The sequence below is a fragment of the Tardiphaga sp. 619_E2_N8_4 genome (genome assembly GCF_051810905.1).
GTDB lineage: Bacteria > Pseudomonadota > Alphaproteobacteria > Rhizobiales > Xanthobacteraceae > Tardiphaga > Tardiphaga robiniae.
Genome location: NZ_JBPWQJ010000001.1, coordinates 2,395,945 through 2,412,180 on the forward strand (window position 1 = coordinate 2,395,945; position 16,236 = coordinate 2,412,180).

General features: G+C 58.5%; 12 protein-coding genes. 10 read left to right on the forward strand and 2 right to left on the reverse strand.

What is annotated here, in order from left to right; genetic code table 11:
* Nucleotides 1-34: 34 nt before the first annotated feature.
* A complete protein-coding gene (locus AB8A23_RS11440) occupies nucleotides 35-835 on the reverse strand; it encodes an IclR family transcriptional regulator (protein ID WP_439059703.1) in 801 nt (266 codons plus the stop codon).
* A 319-nt stretch (nucleotides 836-1,154) separates the two neighbouring features.
* Here AB8A23_RS11440 and AB8A23_RS11445 point away from each other — a divergent pair, with 319 nt between their 5' ends.
* From AB8A23_RS11445 to pobA, 9 genes are all read left to right on the forward strand, one after another.
* Nucleotides 1,155-2,633, forward strand: coding sequence for an aldehyde dehydrogenase (locus tag AB8A23_RS11445; RefSeq protein ID WP_439059702.1), 1,479 nt, complete (start codon nucleotides 1,155-1,157; stop codon nucleotides 2,631-2,633).
* An 87-nt stretch (nucleotides 2,634-2,720) separates the two neighbouring features.
* Nucleotides 2,721-3,944 carry a cytochrome P450 gene (locus AB8A23_RS11450; protein WP_439059701.1) on the forward strand — a complete coding sequence of 408 codons (1,224 nt, stop codon included), beginning with the start codon at nucleotides 2,721-2,723 and terminating at the stop codon, nucleotides 3,942-3,944.
* Between the two features lie 8 nt (nucleotides 3,945-3,952).
* Nucleotides 3,953-4,822 carry an SDR family NAD(P)-dependent oxidoreductase gene (locus AB8A23_RS11455; RefSeq protein WP_439059700.1) on the forward strand — a complete coding sequence of 290 codons (870 nt, stop codon included), beginning with the start codon at nucleotides 3,953-3,955 and terminating at the stop codon, nucleotides 4,820-4,822.
* Between the two features lie 47 nt (nucleotides 4,823-4,869).
* Nucleotides 4,870-5,211, forward strand: coding sequence for a 2Fe-2S iron-sulfur cluster-binding protein (locus tag AB8A23_RS11460; protein ID WP_439059699.1), 342 nt, complete (start codon nucleotides 4,870-4,872; stop codon nucleotides 5,209-5,211).
* Between the two features lie 35 nt (nucleotides 5,212-5,246).
* Nucleotides 5,247-6,551 (forward strand): NAD(P)/FAD-dependent oxidoreductase, encoded by a 1,305-nt coding sequence (locus AB8A23_RS11465; protein WP_439059698.1) that lies wholly within the window; start codon nucleotides 5,247-5,249, stop codon nucleotides 6,549-6,551.
* A gap of 115 nt (nucleotides 6,552-6,666) precedes the next feature.
* The gene (locus AB8A23_RS11470) at nucleotides 6,667-7,326 is read left to right on the forward strand and encodes a UbiX family flavin prenyltransferase (RefSeq protein WP_439059697.1); all 660 of its coding nucleotides are present in this window, start codon (nucleotides 6,667-6,669) and stop codon (nucleotides 7,324-7,326) included.
* Complete coding sequence (locus tag AB8A23_RS11475; protein ID WP_439059696.1) at nucleotides 7,323-8,804, forward strand: UbiD family decarboxylase; 1,482 nt, start codon at nucleotides 7,323-7,325, stop codon at nucleotides 8,802-8,804. Before AB8A23_RS11470 ends, AB8A23_RS11475 begins: the two co-directional genes overlap by 4 nt.
* Nucleotides 8,805-8,969: 165 nt before the next feature.
* Nucleotides 8,970-10,322 (forward strand): MFS transporter, encoded by a 1,353-nt coding sequence (locus AB8A23_RS11480; protein WP_439059695.1) that lies wholly within the window; start codon nucleotides 8,970-8,972, stop codon nucleotides 10,320-10,322.
* Nucleotides 10,323-10,543: 221 nt separating this feature from the next.
* Nucleotides 10,544-11,719 (forward strand): 4-hydroxybenzoate 3-monooxygenase, encoded by a 1,176-nt coding sequence (pobA, locus tag AB8A23_RS11485; RefSeq protein WP_439059694.1) that lies wholly within the window; start codon nucleotides 10,544-10,546, stop codon nucleotides 11,717-11,719.
* A 131-nt stretch (nucleotides 11,720-11,850) separates the two neighbouring features.
* On the opposite strand, the gene AB8A23_RS11490 is transcribed toward pobA, so the two are convergent.
* Nucleotides 11,851-14,130, reverse strand: coding sequence for a CoA transferase (locus tag AB8A23_RS11490; protein WP_439059693.1), 2,280 nt, complete (start codon nucleotides 14,128-14,130; stop codon nucleotides 11,851-11,853).
* Nucleotides 14,131-14,462: 332 nt separating this feature from the next.
* Between AB8A23_RS11490 and AB8A23_RS11495 the strand changes: the two genes are divergently transcribed.
* Nucleotides 14,463-16,208, forward strand: coding sequence for an FAD-dependent oxidoreductase (locus AB8A23_RS11495; RefSeq protein ID WP_439059692.1), 1,746 nt, complete (start codon nucleotides 14,463-14,465; stop codon nucleotides 16,206-16,208).
* Nucleotides 16,209-16,236 lie beyond the last annotated feature (28 nt).

Here is a 16,236-nt window from a genome sequence, read left to right on the forward strand (position 1 = left end):
ACAAAGCCGGCCTGGCATGGCCGTCAATTTCGCATCAGCTGAATTTGCTGTCGCCGGATTGCAGAGCGATGCGGACATTATCTGCGAGGCGCACAAGTTCCGCCCCCAGCCAGTTGTGGATATCGTCATCGGACAAATGCGGGCCTCCGCAGCTCACCGTGAAGATTTGGCCGGCGTTTGGCCCGACCGCTGCTACCGCCACGGCATTGACATCGGGATGCAGAAATCCCCGCGTGACCAAGTAGGACTGCTTCTTGAACTCCCGAATTGCCTGTTGGGCGTCGGTCCAGATGTCCGGCCACTTGTCGCCATATCGTTTAGCGAGCTTGGTCAATGTCGCGTTACGTTGACGGTCGGACAGTACGGCAAGATAGGCCCAGCCGGCCGCGGACACGCCCATCGGTACGCGCGAGCCGATGTTAAGGTTGAACAGCAATGTGGCGCTGCCCTGGGCCCTGCGTACAGTCATCATGTCAGTATTTTCGGCGACGTAAAGCGAAAGGCCAGCATGGGCCTTGTCGGCTATGCGCTGCATTTCCGCGTCGATCAGGCTTGCGAAATCGACCTTCGGAAGCGCGGTGACGCCGAGACCCATCACGCCAAAGGCAACGCGGAGCCGGCCGGTGCTGGTCACCGGCACCAGGCAGCCCAGCTCTATCAACGTGCTGCACAGGCGCCACACCGTCGGCTGCGGAATTCCCGTCTTCTGCGCAATTTCGGTGGTTCCCAACTCCGGGTGCTGGGAGTCGAAGCACCGAAGGATGTCGATGCCTCTCGCCAGCGCGGTGACCATTTCCGGCCGCCGCTGGGCATTGGGCCCGTCTGCCTCAATCATCACTGCCTCGTCCTTGCGCCGCGTCGATCGCTAGAGGCGCAACGTTCACTATCGAGCGCATTTAGCAACCGCTTGAGCTGTTTGAACAGTGGACGCAGCCGTTGCCCGCAAAATTCAACGCAAAGCTAGGGCCGCGGCGGCGGCATCAAATCTTGACTCTGTTTATCTCGTTACTATAAAATGAATTGTTAATTCGTCTAGCGAATTGAACGTGGGGGGGAGCACAGATAATGCGACGCCCTGATTGTCCGAAATGAAAGCTGAACTCGTCCGCGCCTGATGCGGAAACGGGTAGGGAGCCCCGGGAGGGGAACGCGCAATGCAACGCTACCAGTTGTTCATCGATGGCCAATGGACCGATCCCGCGTCGTCGCAGTGGATCGAAACCAACGAGCCATTCTCTGGTGCCGTTTGGGCGCAGATTCCGCGTGGCAGCGAAGCAGATGCAGAGGCGGCAGTTGCCGCGGCGCATCGGGCCTTCGAGTCCGAGGCCTGGGCGGGACTCACCGGCACACAGCGCGGTGCGTTACTGCGCCGTTTCGCAGCTTTGATTGAGCGCGATGCTGCCAAGCTCGCCGCCGTCGAGCAGCGCGATAACGGCAAGCTGATCAGCGAGATCGTGATCCAGGTGCGAAACATCGCGCAGTGGTTCTACTACTATGGAGGTCTGGCCGATAAAATCGAGGGCGCGGTCATTCCCGTGCCTCGCAAGGATGTGTTTAACTACACCCGTTATGAGCCGCTCGGCGTAGTGGTGGCGATCACGCCGTGGAATTCGCCGCTGGGATTGACCGTCTGGAAGATGGCGCCGGCGCTGGCTGCCGGCAACACCATCGTCATCAAGCCGTCGGAATTCACCTCAGCATCGCTGCTCGAACTTGCCGCGCTTTCCGAAGAAGCTGGCTTCCCGCCCGGGGTCATCAATGTCGTGACCGGATATGGTCACGAGATCGGCGAGCATCTCGTCCGCCATCCCAAGGTCGTGAAGATCGCGTTCACCGGCGGCGACAAGGGTGGCCAGCGCGTCAACGAGATCGCTGCATCCGAATTCAAGAGCGTGACTCTCGAACTGGGCGGTAAGTCGCCCAATATCGTGTTTGCGGACGCCGACATCGACGAGGCCGTGAAGGGAGTTGTCGCCGGGATCTTTGCCGCCGCAGGGCAGACTTGCATGGCGGGATCGCGGCTGCTGTTGCAGGACACGATCCACGACGAATTCGTCGAGAAGCTCAAAGCGGTCGCATCGAGCGCGCGCATCGGCGATCCCTCGCTGATGAACACCGAAGTCGGGCCGATTGCCACGCGTCCGCAGTGGGAGAAGATCATGTCGATGATCGACATGGCGAAGGACGACGGGGCGACCTGCCTGCTCGGCGGCCATGCGCTGCAGGGCGATGGTTACGGCCAAGGCCAGTTCGTTGCGCCGACGATCTTCACCAATGTCACCAACGATATGCGGATCGCACAGCAGGAAGTGTTCGGGCCGGTTCTGTGCGTTCTGCGGTTCAAGGATGAAGCTGAGGCCATCGCCATCGCCAACGACATCGACTTCGGCCTGGCCGCGGGAATCTGGACGCAGGATCTTCATCGCGCATTTCACTGCGTCGATCGGATCAAGGCCGGAACCGTCTGGGTCAACAATTATCGCGCGACGAGTTTCGCAACGCCATTCGGCGGCTACAAGCGCAGCGGGATCGGGCGTGAAGGCGGCGTCGAGGCGATCAAGGACTATCTGCAGGTCAAGAGCGTCTGGATCACGACGAAGCCGCATCGCAAGAACCCGTTCGTTCTCGGATAAGCGTGAACGGCATACCACATTTGATTGAGCGCCGGGCAATACCCGACGAACTAAGACAACACAGAAAAACATGACGTGGAGGACAACATGACAGCAGCAGTGGCCGAGCAACTCTTGCCGGATCTCGCCGATCCTCAGACATTCGTGCAGGGAGTCCCGCATCATGTCTTTGCCCATCTCAGGACGAAGCCCGGCCTGTATTGGCAGCCGGCCCGCTTCGGCACGATCAATGGCGGTTTCTGGGCGGTCACGCGTTTCAGAGACATCGTCGATATCGAACGCGATCCCGATCTCTTTACGTCGAGCGAAGGGTTGAACTTTCCCTCGACCGGCAAGCGGGACAATCCCGATATCATCAATCACCTGATGTACAAGGATCCGCCGGACCACTCGCGGCTGCGTCGCGTGGTGGCGAAGTCGTTTGGCCCGCGCGTCATCGCCAATTTCGAGCGCTGGGTTCGCCAGATCGTCACGGAGGTGCTGGACGATTGCCTAGCCAAGGGAGAGTTCGATTGGGTCGATGATGTCGCCCGTCTCGTTCCGTCGCGCGTCATCGCCAAGGTCATGGGCGTGCCGGATGTCGACCGCGGCAAGATCGTCGAATGGGCGGATACGATGTTCCGCGTGGCCATGGAGCCTGATGCGGCCGCCAAGCGGGCGGAAGTGTATCGGCGCGTGTGGGACTACACCGATGCCATGCGCGAGCAGAAGCTGGCCGACCCACAGGATGACATGGTGACCATGCTGGCGCAGTGCCACGAGCGTGGGGAACTCAGCCAGCAAGAATATCGCCACTTCACGCATTTGCTGATCATCGCAGGATACGAAACGACGCATACGCTGATCGGTCAGTCGATGCGCCTGATGCTTGAGGACGAGCAGGTGGCAGCACTGACCGATGCCGCGTTACGCGACGGACAATCAGGCAAGCTGGTGAAGGAATATCTGCGCGTCACCACGCCGGTTATGAACATGGCGCGCACGGCCACGCGCGATGTCGAGATGTTCGGAGAGAAGATCCGCAAGGGCGATCTCATGCAGATGTATTTCACATCGGCAAATCGCGACACCGGCATGTTTTCCGATCCGGACAGCTTCAATCCGATTCGCACCGAAGCGGAAGGACTAGCGTTCGGCGGCGGCGTCCATCGCTGCATCGGCAGCGCGCTCGCAGAACTCGAAGGCGTTGTGCTGTTCGAGGAGCTGCACAAACGTGGCGTGAAGCTCAGGCTGAACGGCGAGCCGAAGCGCGGCTGGAGCACTTGGATCAACCAGCTAACCTATCTGCCGGTCGCGGTTGTCAAGAACTGAGGCATCGCATGAAAAACCTATCCGACCATCTTGCGGTCGTGACCGGCGCTGCCACGGGACTTGGTCGCGCGCTTGCGATCGAAGCCGCGGCGCGGGGCGCGGCTGTCGTGACCGCGGACATCTCGGACTCCAGCGAAACGGCCGATGCCATTCGCTCCGCGGGCGGACAGGCGCATGTCCATATCGTCGACGTGTCCGACTATGAAGCCATGGCAACATTCGCGGATCGTGTCAGGAAACGGCATGGCGTTGCGTCGATACTGATCAACAATGCCGCCGCCGGTGGCGGCGCCGGACCGTTGAATGTCGCCGATCCGTCCGACGTCAAGCGCCTGTTTGAGGTCAATATCCTTGGTGTGTTTAACGGCATTCATGCATTCGCACCGATGCTGTTGCAGACCGCGGCGAATGGCGGTCCTGCGTTTATAATGAACGTCGGGTCCGAACATTCGCTGGGCGTTCCGCCGCATGTGCCGCCGGTAAGCGCCTACACCGCGTCGAAATACGCCATTCTCGGTTTGACCGAAACAGCACAGCGGGATTTCGGCAGTAAGGGCGTTCACGTCAGTCTGCTGGCACCTGGCTGGATCCTGACCGAGAAAATTCGCGCATGGATGGCGTCATCCGTTGAATGGCGCACAGTGATCGAGCCTTATGCGCAACAGCCCCGCGACGTGGCGCGCAAGGCGTTTGATGGGCTGCTCGCCCGGCGAAACATCATCCCGACAAATCCATCCAGCCGCGAATTCGCGATCGAGCATGCGCGCGACGTCATGGAAGCCGCACAGCAATTGCCGAAGACGGTGGCGCCTATGTCGCACGGGCAGGGTTTGTCTGGCAGTTGCCCATTTGGCGGTACTGCTGGTCTCGCATCGTGAGACAGCGCCGGCTCGAACGATAAACGAATGTCAAGGAGATGAGCGGCATGGAGAAAGAAAACAGAATGGTTGTCGTGAACTTTATTCACCCCGGCGAGCAGATACAGGTCATCGAGGCCGTCGAGGGCCAAACCGTCATGCAGGCAGCGTTGGGTAACATGGTTTCAGGCATCGTGGGAGAATGCGGGGGCGGTCTATCCTGCGCGACGTGCCATGTCTTTGTTGATCAACCGTGGTTCGACAAATTTAGTCCGCCGTCGGATGACGAGAAGGAACTGTTGGACGCGACATCGGAAGAACCGACCGAAGCCTCGCGGCTCGCATGTCAGCTGCCTTGCACCGCGTCGGTTAGTGGAATGACGATTCGTATTCCGAAGTCTCAGCGTTGAGTGGTGGACTGGAAAATTCGCTTATGGAAACCGGTATGACAATGGAACGCGTCGTGATCGTGGGAGGAGGGCAAGCCGGAAGCGAAGCGGCCGCCTCTTTGCGTGGCCACGGTTTCGCGGGTTCGATAACGATCGTGCAGGACGAAACCTCGCTTCCCTATCAGCGACCGCCTTTGTCCAAGGGATTTCTTAAGGGCGAGGTGAATGCAGAGCGCCTATGCCTTCGCCCAAATATCGCCTATCAGGAAAATAGGATAGAGGTTGTCACCGGCGTCGCCGTGGCTGCGATTGATCGCGCCGGAAATACTGTTCTTCTGTCCGACAAGCGGTGCATTACGTTCGATCATCTGATTCTTGCGACCGGCGGCACGCCCCGTAAGCTTGAACATCCCGCTGTATCGAAAGCGCCTAATGTCCATTGCCTTCGAACGATCGATGACGCTGGTCGGTTGAAGCGTGAGTTTGGCTATCGTAGGCGCCTCGTCATCATAGGCGGTGGCTATATCGGGCTGGAGGTTGCCGCCGTCGCCGCACGTGCTGGAATGGAAGTAACTGTATTGGAGGCTTCTTCGCGTCTGCTGTCGCGGGTGACATCGGAGCCGGTCTCGGCATTCTATGCGCGGGTTCATCGCGAGGAGGGAGTCGATGTAAAGCTCGGCGCAGCTGTCGCGGATTACGTCACCACTGTAGACGGACGCATTTCCGCGATCAGGCTTAGAAACGGTGAAGAAATCGCGAGCGACGCGGTGCTGATCGGTATCGGGCTGGTGCCGAATGACAAGCTCGCGATGGCCGCCGATCTGCGAGTCAGTGACGGAATTGTAGTCGATGATCTCTGCCGAACAGCGGATCACGCTATCTTCGCCATCGGCGATTGTAGTCGGCATCCGGACCCAGAAACGGCGAAGCTGCGCCGGATCGAGTCGGTACCTAACGCGATCGAACACGCCCGTATCGTCGCATCGGTCATCACCGGGCGCCCGCAACCTTATGAAGCGACGCCTTGGTTCTGGTCGGATCAGTATGACGTAAAGCTCAAGACGGTCGGCCTGATGCAGCCCACAGACCAGCATGTCGTTCGCGGTAATCCGGACAAGGAGCGCTCTTTTTCGGTTTTTTATCTGCGGGATGGCGCAATCGTTGCTGCCGACGTTGTGTCGAATGTGCGCGACTTCGCTGCTGCGCGCAGCCTAGTTCAGAGGCGTGCGCGTATTGCCCCAGATCAGCTCGCCAACGAAGCCATTTCGCTTAAAGAACTCTTCGCGCCGGATGACGTGTTTGCAGGTGAGAAAAACGTCCGCTCGCAAATGCGACAAGGTCCGCTTCGCGGGAGCAGGTAACAATGACAAGACAGCCAGCGGAGGAAACGATGTCGCTCGTTGCGATGGAGGTGCCCTGGACAAATTTGAGCGATCTCATTGGTTTAGCTTTTTGCATCAGAACAGGCGCGCGCTCATGAATACACAGAATGCGACACGTCCGAAGCGGCTGATTGTTGGTGTCAGTGGTGCCAGCGGCATCATTTACGCTGTTCGCTTGCTTGAATGCCTGCGCGAAATACATGTCGAAACGCACCTAGTGGTGTCGCGCGCGGCCGAGATCACGCGCGCGCATGAAATGGAAATTTCACGCGCCGAATTTCATGCGCTGGCGACTGTCAGCCATCCGATTGGGGACATGACCGCTTCAATCTCCAGCGGCTCGTTTCATACGCTCGGAATGGTTATTGCGCCGTGTTCCGTTCGGTCGCTGGCGGAAGTCGCCACGGGAGTGACCACCACGCTCCTGACTCGGGCAGCTGACGTCGTTCTGAAAGAGCGGCGCCGTCTTATTCTGCTGCTGCGGGAGACGCCGTTTAGCTTGATCCACATTCGCAATATGCAGTTGGCGACGGAAGCGGGCGCGATAGTCATGCCGCCCGTTCCTGCGTTTTATGCGAAGCCTCGATCGATCGAAGACATGGTCATGCACACAGTCTTTCGTGTGCTGGACATGTTCGACCTTGAGCCCGGACGCCTTAAGCGCTGGGGTGAAGAGCTGACGATCGGGCGCTCGTATGTCGCATCGGATGTCCACCAAGATCTTTCACATGTCAACGAGGAGGTCGATCAATGACCCTTCCAAGCTTCCGCGAACATCTAAATCAGCTGAAAGAGCTAGACGAACTCGCGTTCGTCAAGCAAGAGGTCGAACTCGATGGTGAGTTACCGGCGGTCATTCGACGTGTCTATGAAGTGAAGGCGCCGGCGCCGCTGTTCTCGTCGATACCCGGTCGGCCAGGCTTCCGTGTCCTGGGCGCGATGGCTGGATTAAGCGACAAGGACAAACATCCTTATGTACGAACGGCCACTGCTCTCGGGCTCCCTGCAGATGCGCGTCTGACGGAGATCGTCGAGCAACTGGCGCAAGTGCGCGGTGCAAAAGACGTGAAGCCGCGTCTTCTCGCCGAGGGCGCGTGCCAGGAGAATGTATTTGTCGGTGATGACGTCAATCTAGACATGCTGCCGGTGCCGCTTTTACATCCCGGCGACGGTGGCCGCTATATTGGCACCTACGGCATGATCATTGCCAAAACGCCGGATGGTCGCTGGACCAATTGGTCGATCACGCGGATCATGCAGATCGACGAGAAGCGGATGACCGGTCTGCTCGTGCCGACCCAACATATCGGGATGATCTGGCAGGAATGGAAGAACATCGGAAAGGACATGCCATTCGCGCTTTGCTTTGGTGTGCCGCCCGGCCTGATGTACCTCGCTGGCATGCCGCTCGATGCGGAGGTCAATGAGGGGGCTCGGTTTGGTGGCATCTGCGGCAAGCCGCTGGATGTGGTTGAGGCACAGACCGTCGATATCGAGGTGCCGGCGGATGCCGAGATTGTGTTGGAAGGCGTGCTGTCCGTGTCGGAAATGGCACCTGAGGGACCCTTCGATGAATATCCTGGCTATGTCGCCGCAAAGCGAACGAAGGAGCAGCCGGTCTACCATGTCACCGCGATCACCCACCGCAATGACCCAATCTATCCAATTTGCTTGACCGGCGTGCCCGTCGAAGAAGTGACGATGGTTCAGGGCGTTCCATACGGCGCTTATGCGCTGGCGTTGTTGCGCGAGGCCGGCATCTCGGCGACGACGGCGGTGATGGTGCCGCAAGCCGCCATGCATCTTCTGGCCGTTACAGTGCCGCACGACTGGCGCAGCAAGATGGGAATTACGTCGAGTGAAGAACTCGGGCGACGAATCCACGAGGTTGTGAACGCGCATCGTGTGGGGCGCGTGACACCGCGCATCTGGATCTTGAACGACGACGTCGATCCCGGCGACCTACAGCAATTGATCTGGGCCTATGCCACCCGGTGTCATCCAGACACTGGGACGTTCATCTTCGAGCCCGGACAGATCAATTTGCTAGTGCCGTTCCTTACGGACGAGGAACGCAGCCGAAAGACCGTAAAAAAGCAGGTCTGCACGTGTCTTACGCCTGATGCGAATGGCGATAGCGCGCCCCAGCCGTCGAATTTCGAGAATTACTCGGAGACTGTTCAAAAGAAGGTGCTCGACAATTGGGGTAGTTACGGTCTTTCGCACGCGTGACGAAGCATCGGCGAATTTATCGCAATCAATGCAGCGGATTGATCAGAAGTTGGCCGGCGCAGGCTGACTAACAGAAATGCAGGTGATGCGAGCAACTATTCGTACTGAGGTGTTGCCCGCGTAGCGTCAGATAACTGAAAATGATAATTTGATGGGAGAGAAACAGTGACTGCAGAGCGCAATTACACTCACGCCTGGATAACGGTTGTGATGCTGTCGATACTATATGCATTTTCGTTCATCGATCGCTTCGTTTTGGTTCTTCTTGTCGAACCGATCGGACGAGAGATGGGTGTTACTCAGACTCAGATTGGAATGTTGTTTGGACTCGGATTTACGGTCGTCTACGCAATAGGAGCGCTGCCGGTGGGAAGTCTTGTCGATCGGTATGATCGGCGATTAATAGTAACTGGCGGCGTCGTGCTCTGGAGCGTCATGACCATAGCGGCGGCGTTTGCGCCGAACTTTGCCATGTTGATCGTGACCCGCGCCGGCCTCGCGCTCGGTGAGGCTGTCATCGCGCCCGCGGCCGTGTCGTTGATCGGCGATTTGTTTCCGCCTGACCGTCGTTCTATGCCTGTGGCCGTATTCTCAGCGACCGCAGCGACGATGGCTAAAGGCGCGATCGCCGTCGGCGGACTGGCCTTCGCACTGGCTGGCAGTATTGCCGTTCCCGGTAGTATCTGGACAGACATCGGTCTCGTTCCATGGCGACTGACATTTATTGTAGTGGGCGTTCCAAGCCTGATGTTCGGATTGTTGTTCCTACTTGCGGTGAGCGAACCGAAGAGGGTGCTCAACGCGAACGGTTCGCTGCCAACGTCTGTCGATTTTGCGGCGTTCTGTAAATTCCTGCGTGGCCGCTGGTCGTTCTTTCTGCCGTATTATCTTGCGGTGGCCCTTGGGTGCACATTCCTGTTCGGCGAGATCGTGTGGCTGCCAACTGTCATCTCTCGAGCCCATGGGTTGAGCATCAGCGAAGCGTCATACTTGCTCGGAACCGTCGGAGTCGTCGCGGCATCAACTGGGTCGTTCTTCTGGCCCTGGCTGGCGTCCTTCCGTGAGAAACGTGGTGATGACCGAGGGATCATGTTCAGCCTTTGCGCTGCATTCGGCGTCGGACTTTTCGCAATGGGCTTCGCACCCATCAGTACCTCTTTAACGTTACTGTTGCTCGGCATGAGCGTTGCTAACTTCTGTATGGCATCGCTGGTGTCAATAAATCCTTTGGTTTTGCAGAAATATGGCCCGCCGCTCATGCGTGGACGCCTCACGGCGCTGACGCTATGGGCGTATAACCTGCTTGGCTTTACGATCGGGCCCGCCGTGGCACCGTTGATTGCGAACGCATGGCCAAATTCCCCGTTTGCGCTCAGCTATGCAATCAGCGTTCTCGGATTTGTATGCGGAATCGGGAGCTTCGTACTGTTCCTTGTCGGTCGCGCAACTGGCGACCAGACATATAAGCAAGACCATCTCGTGTCGGCCATGCCACAATCTCCCACGGTTAGCGGATAAGAGATCAACCACACTCCGACCGCCGAGAATGTTTCGGCGAGCTGGAGTGATGATCGACTCAATCCGCGAGCCGTAACTTGATCGATCGTGGTGAAACACGATCGATCTTTTCTTATCTAGTAATAATCCAACGCCAGCTGTTTCGCGTCTATCGGTAAACTAACTTCCGACAGTGCGATTACTTGGCATCACTTCACGTTCATATTAGCGAGGGTTTTGGTTTGCGTAGCAAGGTTGCGATAATCGGTGCGGGACCGGCAGGGCTTCTGCTCTCTCAACTGCTGTACTGTTATGGCATTGAAAGCGTCGTAATCGAGCGCCAATCGCGCGACTATGTGGAGCGCCGGATTCGAGCGGGCATATTAGAGCCTGGCACGGTCTCGTTGCTAGAACGGGTCGGGGCGGCGGAGCGCCTGCGGCGAGATGGCTTACCGCATGATGGCATTCATCTCGCCGTCAATGGGGAGACATTTCATGTCAATATGCGCGCGCTGACCGGTGGTTCGCAAGTCACCGTCTACGGTCAGACCGAGGTGACCAAGGATTTGATCGATCTCGCACTCAGTCGCGGCACGCAGATTCTTTTCGAAGCTTCGGTCATCGAACTTGGGGACCTCAAGACCGAAACGCCTTATCTCCGCTTCACGCAGGGCGGGCGAGATACACGTATCGATTGCGACTTTATCGCAGGCTGTGATGGCTTTCACGGCCCCAGCCGGCCAGCCATTCCCGACCACTGCCGCAAGACTTTCGAGCGTGTCTATCCGTTCGGTTGGCTCGGCATTCTTGCCGATGTTCCGCCCTGCGATGACGAGTTGATCTATTCGAATCATGAGCGCGGCTTTGCATTGGCGAGTATGCGCTCGCCGACGCGCAGCCGGTATTACGTCCAATGCTCGGTGGATGAAAAGCTCAACGATTGGCCGGACGAGCGCATCTGGGATGAACTAGCGGTGCGGCTCGGTGATAAAGCGGCGCGGCGGATTACACGCGGTCCATCCATTGAAAAAAGTATCGCGCCGCTGCGCAGCTTCGTCTCCGAGCCGATGAGCTATGGACGCCTGTTTCTCACCGGCGATGCCGCCCATATCGTTCCGCCGACCGGCGCCAAGGGTCTCAACCTTGCGGCATCGGACGTCTATTTCCTCAGCGAAGCGCTGAGGGTCTTTTATCAAGAGAATACGACGGAGGTGCTGGCCGGCTATTCTCAGCGCGCGCTTGGGCGCGTGTGGCAGGCGGAGCGTTTTTCGTGGTGGCTGACGAGCCTGACGCATCGCTTTCCTGATCGGAACGCATTCGATCGGCGCATCCAGACCGCTGAGCTCGAATATATCCGGTCGTCGAAGGCAGCTCGGATTGTTCTCGCAGAGAACTATGTTGGTCTACCGTTCGATTGATCGGGATGGTCAGTCCTGCTGATTTATCTGTGGGCCTTTCTTGTCAAGATCAGTAAATACAAGGCCGGCCCGCTGAAACGGGCCGGCTGTTTTTGTGTTAGAAGGCCTTTCTGCTGCATTGCTCTGAATGATCAGAGCAGCTCCGCATTGTGTTCTCCAAGACCGGGCGCTGGCTTTGGCAGTGGGGGCGTATAGCCAGCGAGGAGGATCGGGTAGCCCTTTAAACGAAGTTCTGTCGGCAAGAACACCTGACGTGCTGTAAAGCGCGGCTGCTGGGTTCGCTGCCTGGCGGTTTGCACCGGGGCCCCTGGGATGCCAGCGCTCGAGAGGTAGTCATCGAGTTCATCCTGCGTAAAGCCGCTCGTCCAACGTTCGATCTGCCTGTCAGCCTCGTCTGCGTGCTGTATCCAGCAGTCGGCGGTGTAGGCTTCAACAGTTGTCCAGCCGATTAGCTGAGCGAGCGCCTCGCGCTGGGCGTCGGTCGCGCAGCTGATCGCAAACCAGTCGCCGTATCGGCAGGGATAGATATCGTTCGGCGCAAAGCCGGTACGCCGATTGCCAGTCGGACCGGCGACGATTCCGTTCGCTGCGTAATCGGCTATGGCATCCGCGAACGCCCAGGCTGTGACCTCGCGTTGGGAAACATCGAGTTGCGTGCCTTTGATCCCCATACTGACGCAATATGAGACGAGGGCTGCGCCGATCACGGCGACGATCTGATCCGGGAAATTCACTTCGGACGACGACCACAGCGGCCGTTCGGAACTATATCCGGTCACGGAAGCGAGGCCGGACAGCAGATCGAGCGTCGATCCATAGGAGCTTCTGCGGGCTTCGGGGCCGTCTTGCCCTTGACTCGACAGCGAAAGATAGAGAATGCGCGGGTTGATCTTCCGGATTGACTCGTAGTCGATGCCGAGGCGTTCGGTGACGCCGACCCGGAAATTCTCCACCACGATGTCGGCCTTCTCGGCAAGCTTCCGCAGCGATGCCGCGCCCTCAGCCGTTTTGAGGTCGAGCGTCACGCCGAGTTTTCCCGCATTGTTGGATTCAAAAAGCGGCGACTGCGCGGAAGCGCTGCTGTTCTCCACCGCAAGCGTCCAGCGGCGGAATGAATCTGGGCGATCGGGCGCTTCGATCTTGATGACCGTTGCCCCATAGTCGGCCAATAGCCGCGAAGTGGCGGCACCGGCGGTGATCGTCCCGAAATCCAGCACGAGCTTTCCTGCCAACGGTGCATCCAGAGGCTTGCTGTTTCTCTTTCCCTTCGCGACGGGGGCAGCATTTGTCAGCTCGGCGAGTCGATGGTTGTGTTCGCCCAGTTGCGGCGGAGTGCCATTGATCCAGGAAATGGCCGCGCTTCGAAACAATGGGCCGAGGATCGGGGATTTTGCCCAATCACTATCGACCGGTCGCGGCATGATGAAGCCGCGCTCTGTGAGCTGTTGCGATTCAAACAGATCGCGCGCGTCGGCGCAGAAGCCAAACGGGAGGCCGAGCTTTTGCGCGCGCTCGTAGATCTCGATTTTCGGATGTTGTGCAGCCCATCGTTCGATGAGGGGCCACCACTCTTCAGGATGTTGCTTGCGATAAGCCTCTTTCGCAAGGTGCTCACTGTTCAGTGCCAGATCGCCGATTAGCGAAACCAAAGCGGGCCATTGATGTGATTGGTAGATCACGCCGACCCAGCCATCCGATGCCCGGATCATGCGCCAGCGATCGGCGGAGGCGCCGATGCGGTGCGGTGTCCGCCCTGTGCTGAAAAAGGCCACGTCGCTCTTCCAGTCGATGTAAGCGGCGACGTCGCATAACGCGATGTCGATGAAGTCGCCGCATCCGCGGTGGTTGCGGTTCAAAAGCGCGATGGAGGTGCCGAGCCATCCTGAATAGGCGGCTGCGAAGGCCGACTGCGATCCGCCCAAGCTCAGAGGCTTTTCCATCGGCTCGCCGATCATGGTGGTCAAGCCGCCATAGGCTTCGGCAAGGAGGCAGTTCTCGCCTCCGATCCGTTCGGATGTTGCCCCGTAGAGGGTGAAGGATACGACGATCAAGGCAGGCCAACGACGCTTGAGCTCTGCAGGATCTAAACCGAGCCGCTGGGCATCGTTATGTGCAAGATCTGTGATCAGGACGTCGCTCGTATCGAGCAGAGCGGCGAGGGATTGGCGCCCCGCCTCAATATCAAGATCGATGACAACGCTCGATTTGCCGGCATTGCGGGCGGCAAAGCCGAAGCCGCGCCCCTGGTCGTCCGTGGGCACATGGGCGCGGGCGAAATCGCCCTTAGGCGGCTCGCATTTGATGACGTCATGACCGAGAGCGGCATAGATCCGCCCAAGCGCAGGTCCTGCGATGCCTTGCGCGATCTCCACAATGCGAAGGCGAGGCGAATGAGGTTTTGCCGTCGTCATCGTCCGTCCTGCGAGCGCTGTCCTTCGGCTTCTGCAAAGCAGACAGTGGGAATGGGAAGACAGGGGAACTCGGCGCTTTCGCGCCTTTCACTCCTGGTCATATCGATTCTCGTCATGCGCACCTCCTTACCGATGCCGCAGGCTGCATACCGCGCATGCGGCCGATCGATGAGCTTGTTGGAAAATGCCCATCGATCGCATCGATGGTCCGGACGCTAGGATCGGCTTCCAGGTCTGTCAAGATTTTGAATTGACAATTCGCCAGATGAATTGCAAGTTCTGCTTGATGCTAGCGTGGGATGGACATGGACGAGCCCGAAAAAACTGGGAAAATGATCGCAAACGACGGTTTAAAGGCGTTCGATCGGTGCGACGTGTTGGTGATCGGCTCGGGCGCAGGCGGACTATCGACGGCTATCGTTGCCCGCGAGCGCGGGCTCAACGTCGTCGTGATCGAGAAAGAGGCCGTGTTCGGCGGAACTACCGCTTACTCGGGCGGTGTGGTCTGGATTCCCGGCAACCATCACTTCAAGCCCGGACAGACCAGCGACAGTCCGGAGAAGATCCGCACATATCTCCGGAATGAACTCGGCAATTATTACGATGACGCGGCGGTCGAGACGTTTCTCAATCATGGACCCGAGATGCTCGATTTCTTCGAGCGCGAAACCGAGGTGAAGTTCACGCCGTCGCTTTATCCCGACTATCATCCCAATGTTGATGGCGGTGTCGATATCGGACGGTCGCTGACAGCCACCGCCTATGACGCCAGCAAGCTCGGCCCTGAGTTCAAGCGGCTACGGCCTCCGCTGAAAACGATCACCTTTATCGGCATGATGTTCAATTCGTCCAATTCCGATCTGAAGCACTTTTTCACCGCGACCCGATCGGTGACGTCAGCCCTTTACGTGGCGCGAAGACTTGTCAGCCATGTGAAGGATCTGATCCTCCATGGGCGTGGCGTGCAAGTGACCAGTGGGAATGCTCTCGTTGCTCGACTTGCCAAATCGGCATTCGATCTGGGAATCCCGATTCTGACTGGAACGCCGGCTGTTGAACTGCTGAAGGACAACGAGCGCGTCATTGGTGCACGCGTTGTCCAGGACGGCAAGTCCAGAGACATCTACGCTCGGATCGGCGTGGTTCTGGCGGCGGGCGGTTTTCCCCATGATGCAGCGCGGATCCGTGCGGCTTATCCTCATGTCGCGCGCGGCGGTGAGCATTTCTCACCAACGCCGGAAGGCAATACGGGCGACGGCATTGCTTTGGCCACGGCCACAGGCGGACGTTTCGATATCCGGTTTCCCGCCGCAGCTGCATGGATGCCTGTTTCGAAAGTGCCGCTAGGCAATGGACGCTATGGCGCTTTTCCGCATCTTGTGGATCGATACAAGCCTGGCGTGATTGCCGTGCTGTCCAACGGCAAGCGCTTTACCAACGAGGCCAATTCCTATCACGATGTCGGTGCAGCGTTGATCGCGGCCTGTGCCGGGCAGGCGGAGACGGCGGCGTGGCTGATCTGCGATCACAAGACCATTCGCAAGTATGGCCTCGGCTTTGCGAAACCGAGCCCTGTTCCCGTATCGCTCTATGTCCGCAATCGATATTTGCAGTCGGCACCAAATTTGGCGGCACTTGCGGCACAGATCGGCATAAATGCAGGTCAGCTCCAAGCTACCGTGCAGCACTATAACAAGTTCGCCGAGAATGGGACTGATCCCGAATTCGGTCGCGGCACGACGGCGTTCAATCGGTTTCTGGGCGATCCCGACAATCGCCCCAATCCGAATGTGAAGCCGATCGGCGTTGGACCCTTTTATGCGCTGAAGATCGTGATGGGTGATCTCGGCACATTCGATGGCCTGACCACCAGCCTGCATGGTGAGGTTCTGTCTGCCGACGGCAAGCCTATTCCTGGACTCTTCGCGGTCGGCAACGACCGCGCCAGTATCATGGGCGGAAACTATCCCGGCGCGGGTATCACCCTCGGTCCGATCATGACCTTCGGTTATGTGACGGGGCGGTTCCTTGCCGAGATCGCGGAGCGGCCTGGGCAGCAATACGTCCCGCATGACTGAGCCTGAGGCGCATACAGACCTGTTGAGG

Bases quoted from the DNA above. Each gene is read 5' to 3' on its own strand.
- AB8A23_RS11440 (WP_439059703.1), bottom strand. From the start codon at position 835: ATGATTGAGGCAGACGGGCCCAATGCCCAGCGGCGGCCGGAAATGGTC.
- AB8A23_RS11445 (WP_439059702.1), top strand. From the start codon at position 1,155: ATGCAACGCTACCAGTTGTTCATCGATGGCCAATGGACCGATCCCGCG.
- AB8A23_RS11450 (WP_439059701.1), top strand. From the start codon at position 2,721: ATGACAGCAGCAGTGGCCGAGCAACTCTTGCCGGATCTCGCCGATCCT.
- AB8A23_RS11455 (WP_439059700.1), top strand. From the start codon at position 3,953: ATGAAAAACCTATCCGACCATCTTGCGGTCGTGACCGGCGCTGCCACG.
- AB8A23_RS11460 (WP_439059699.1), top strand. From the start codon at position 4,870: ATGGAGAAAGAAAACAGAATGGTTGTCGTGAACTTTATTCACCCCGGC.
- AB8A23_RS11465 (WP_439059698.1), top strand. From the start codon at position 5,247: ATGACAATGGAACGCGTCGTGATCGTGGGAGGAGGGCAAGCCGGAAGC.
- AB8A23_RS11470 (WP_439059697.1), top strand. From the start codon at position 6,667: ATGAATACACAGAATGCGACACGTCCGAAGCGGCTGATTGTTGGTGTC.
- AB8A23_RS11475 (WP_439059696.1), top strand. From the start codon at position 7,323: ATGACCCTTCCAAGCTTCCGCGAACATCTAAATCAGCTGAAAGAGCTA.
- AB8A23_RS11490 (WP_439059693.1), bottom strand. From the start codon at position 14,130: ATGACGACGGCAAAACCTCATTCGCCTCGCCTTCGCATTGTGGAGATC.
- AB8A23_RS11495 (WP_439059692.1), top strand. From the start codon at position 14,463: ATGATCGCAAACGACGGTTTAAAGGCGTTCGATCGGTGCGACGTGTTG.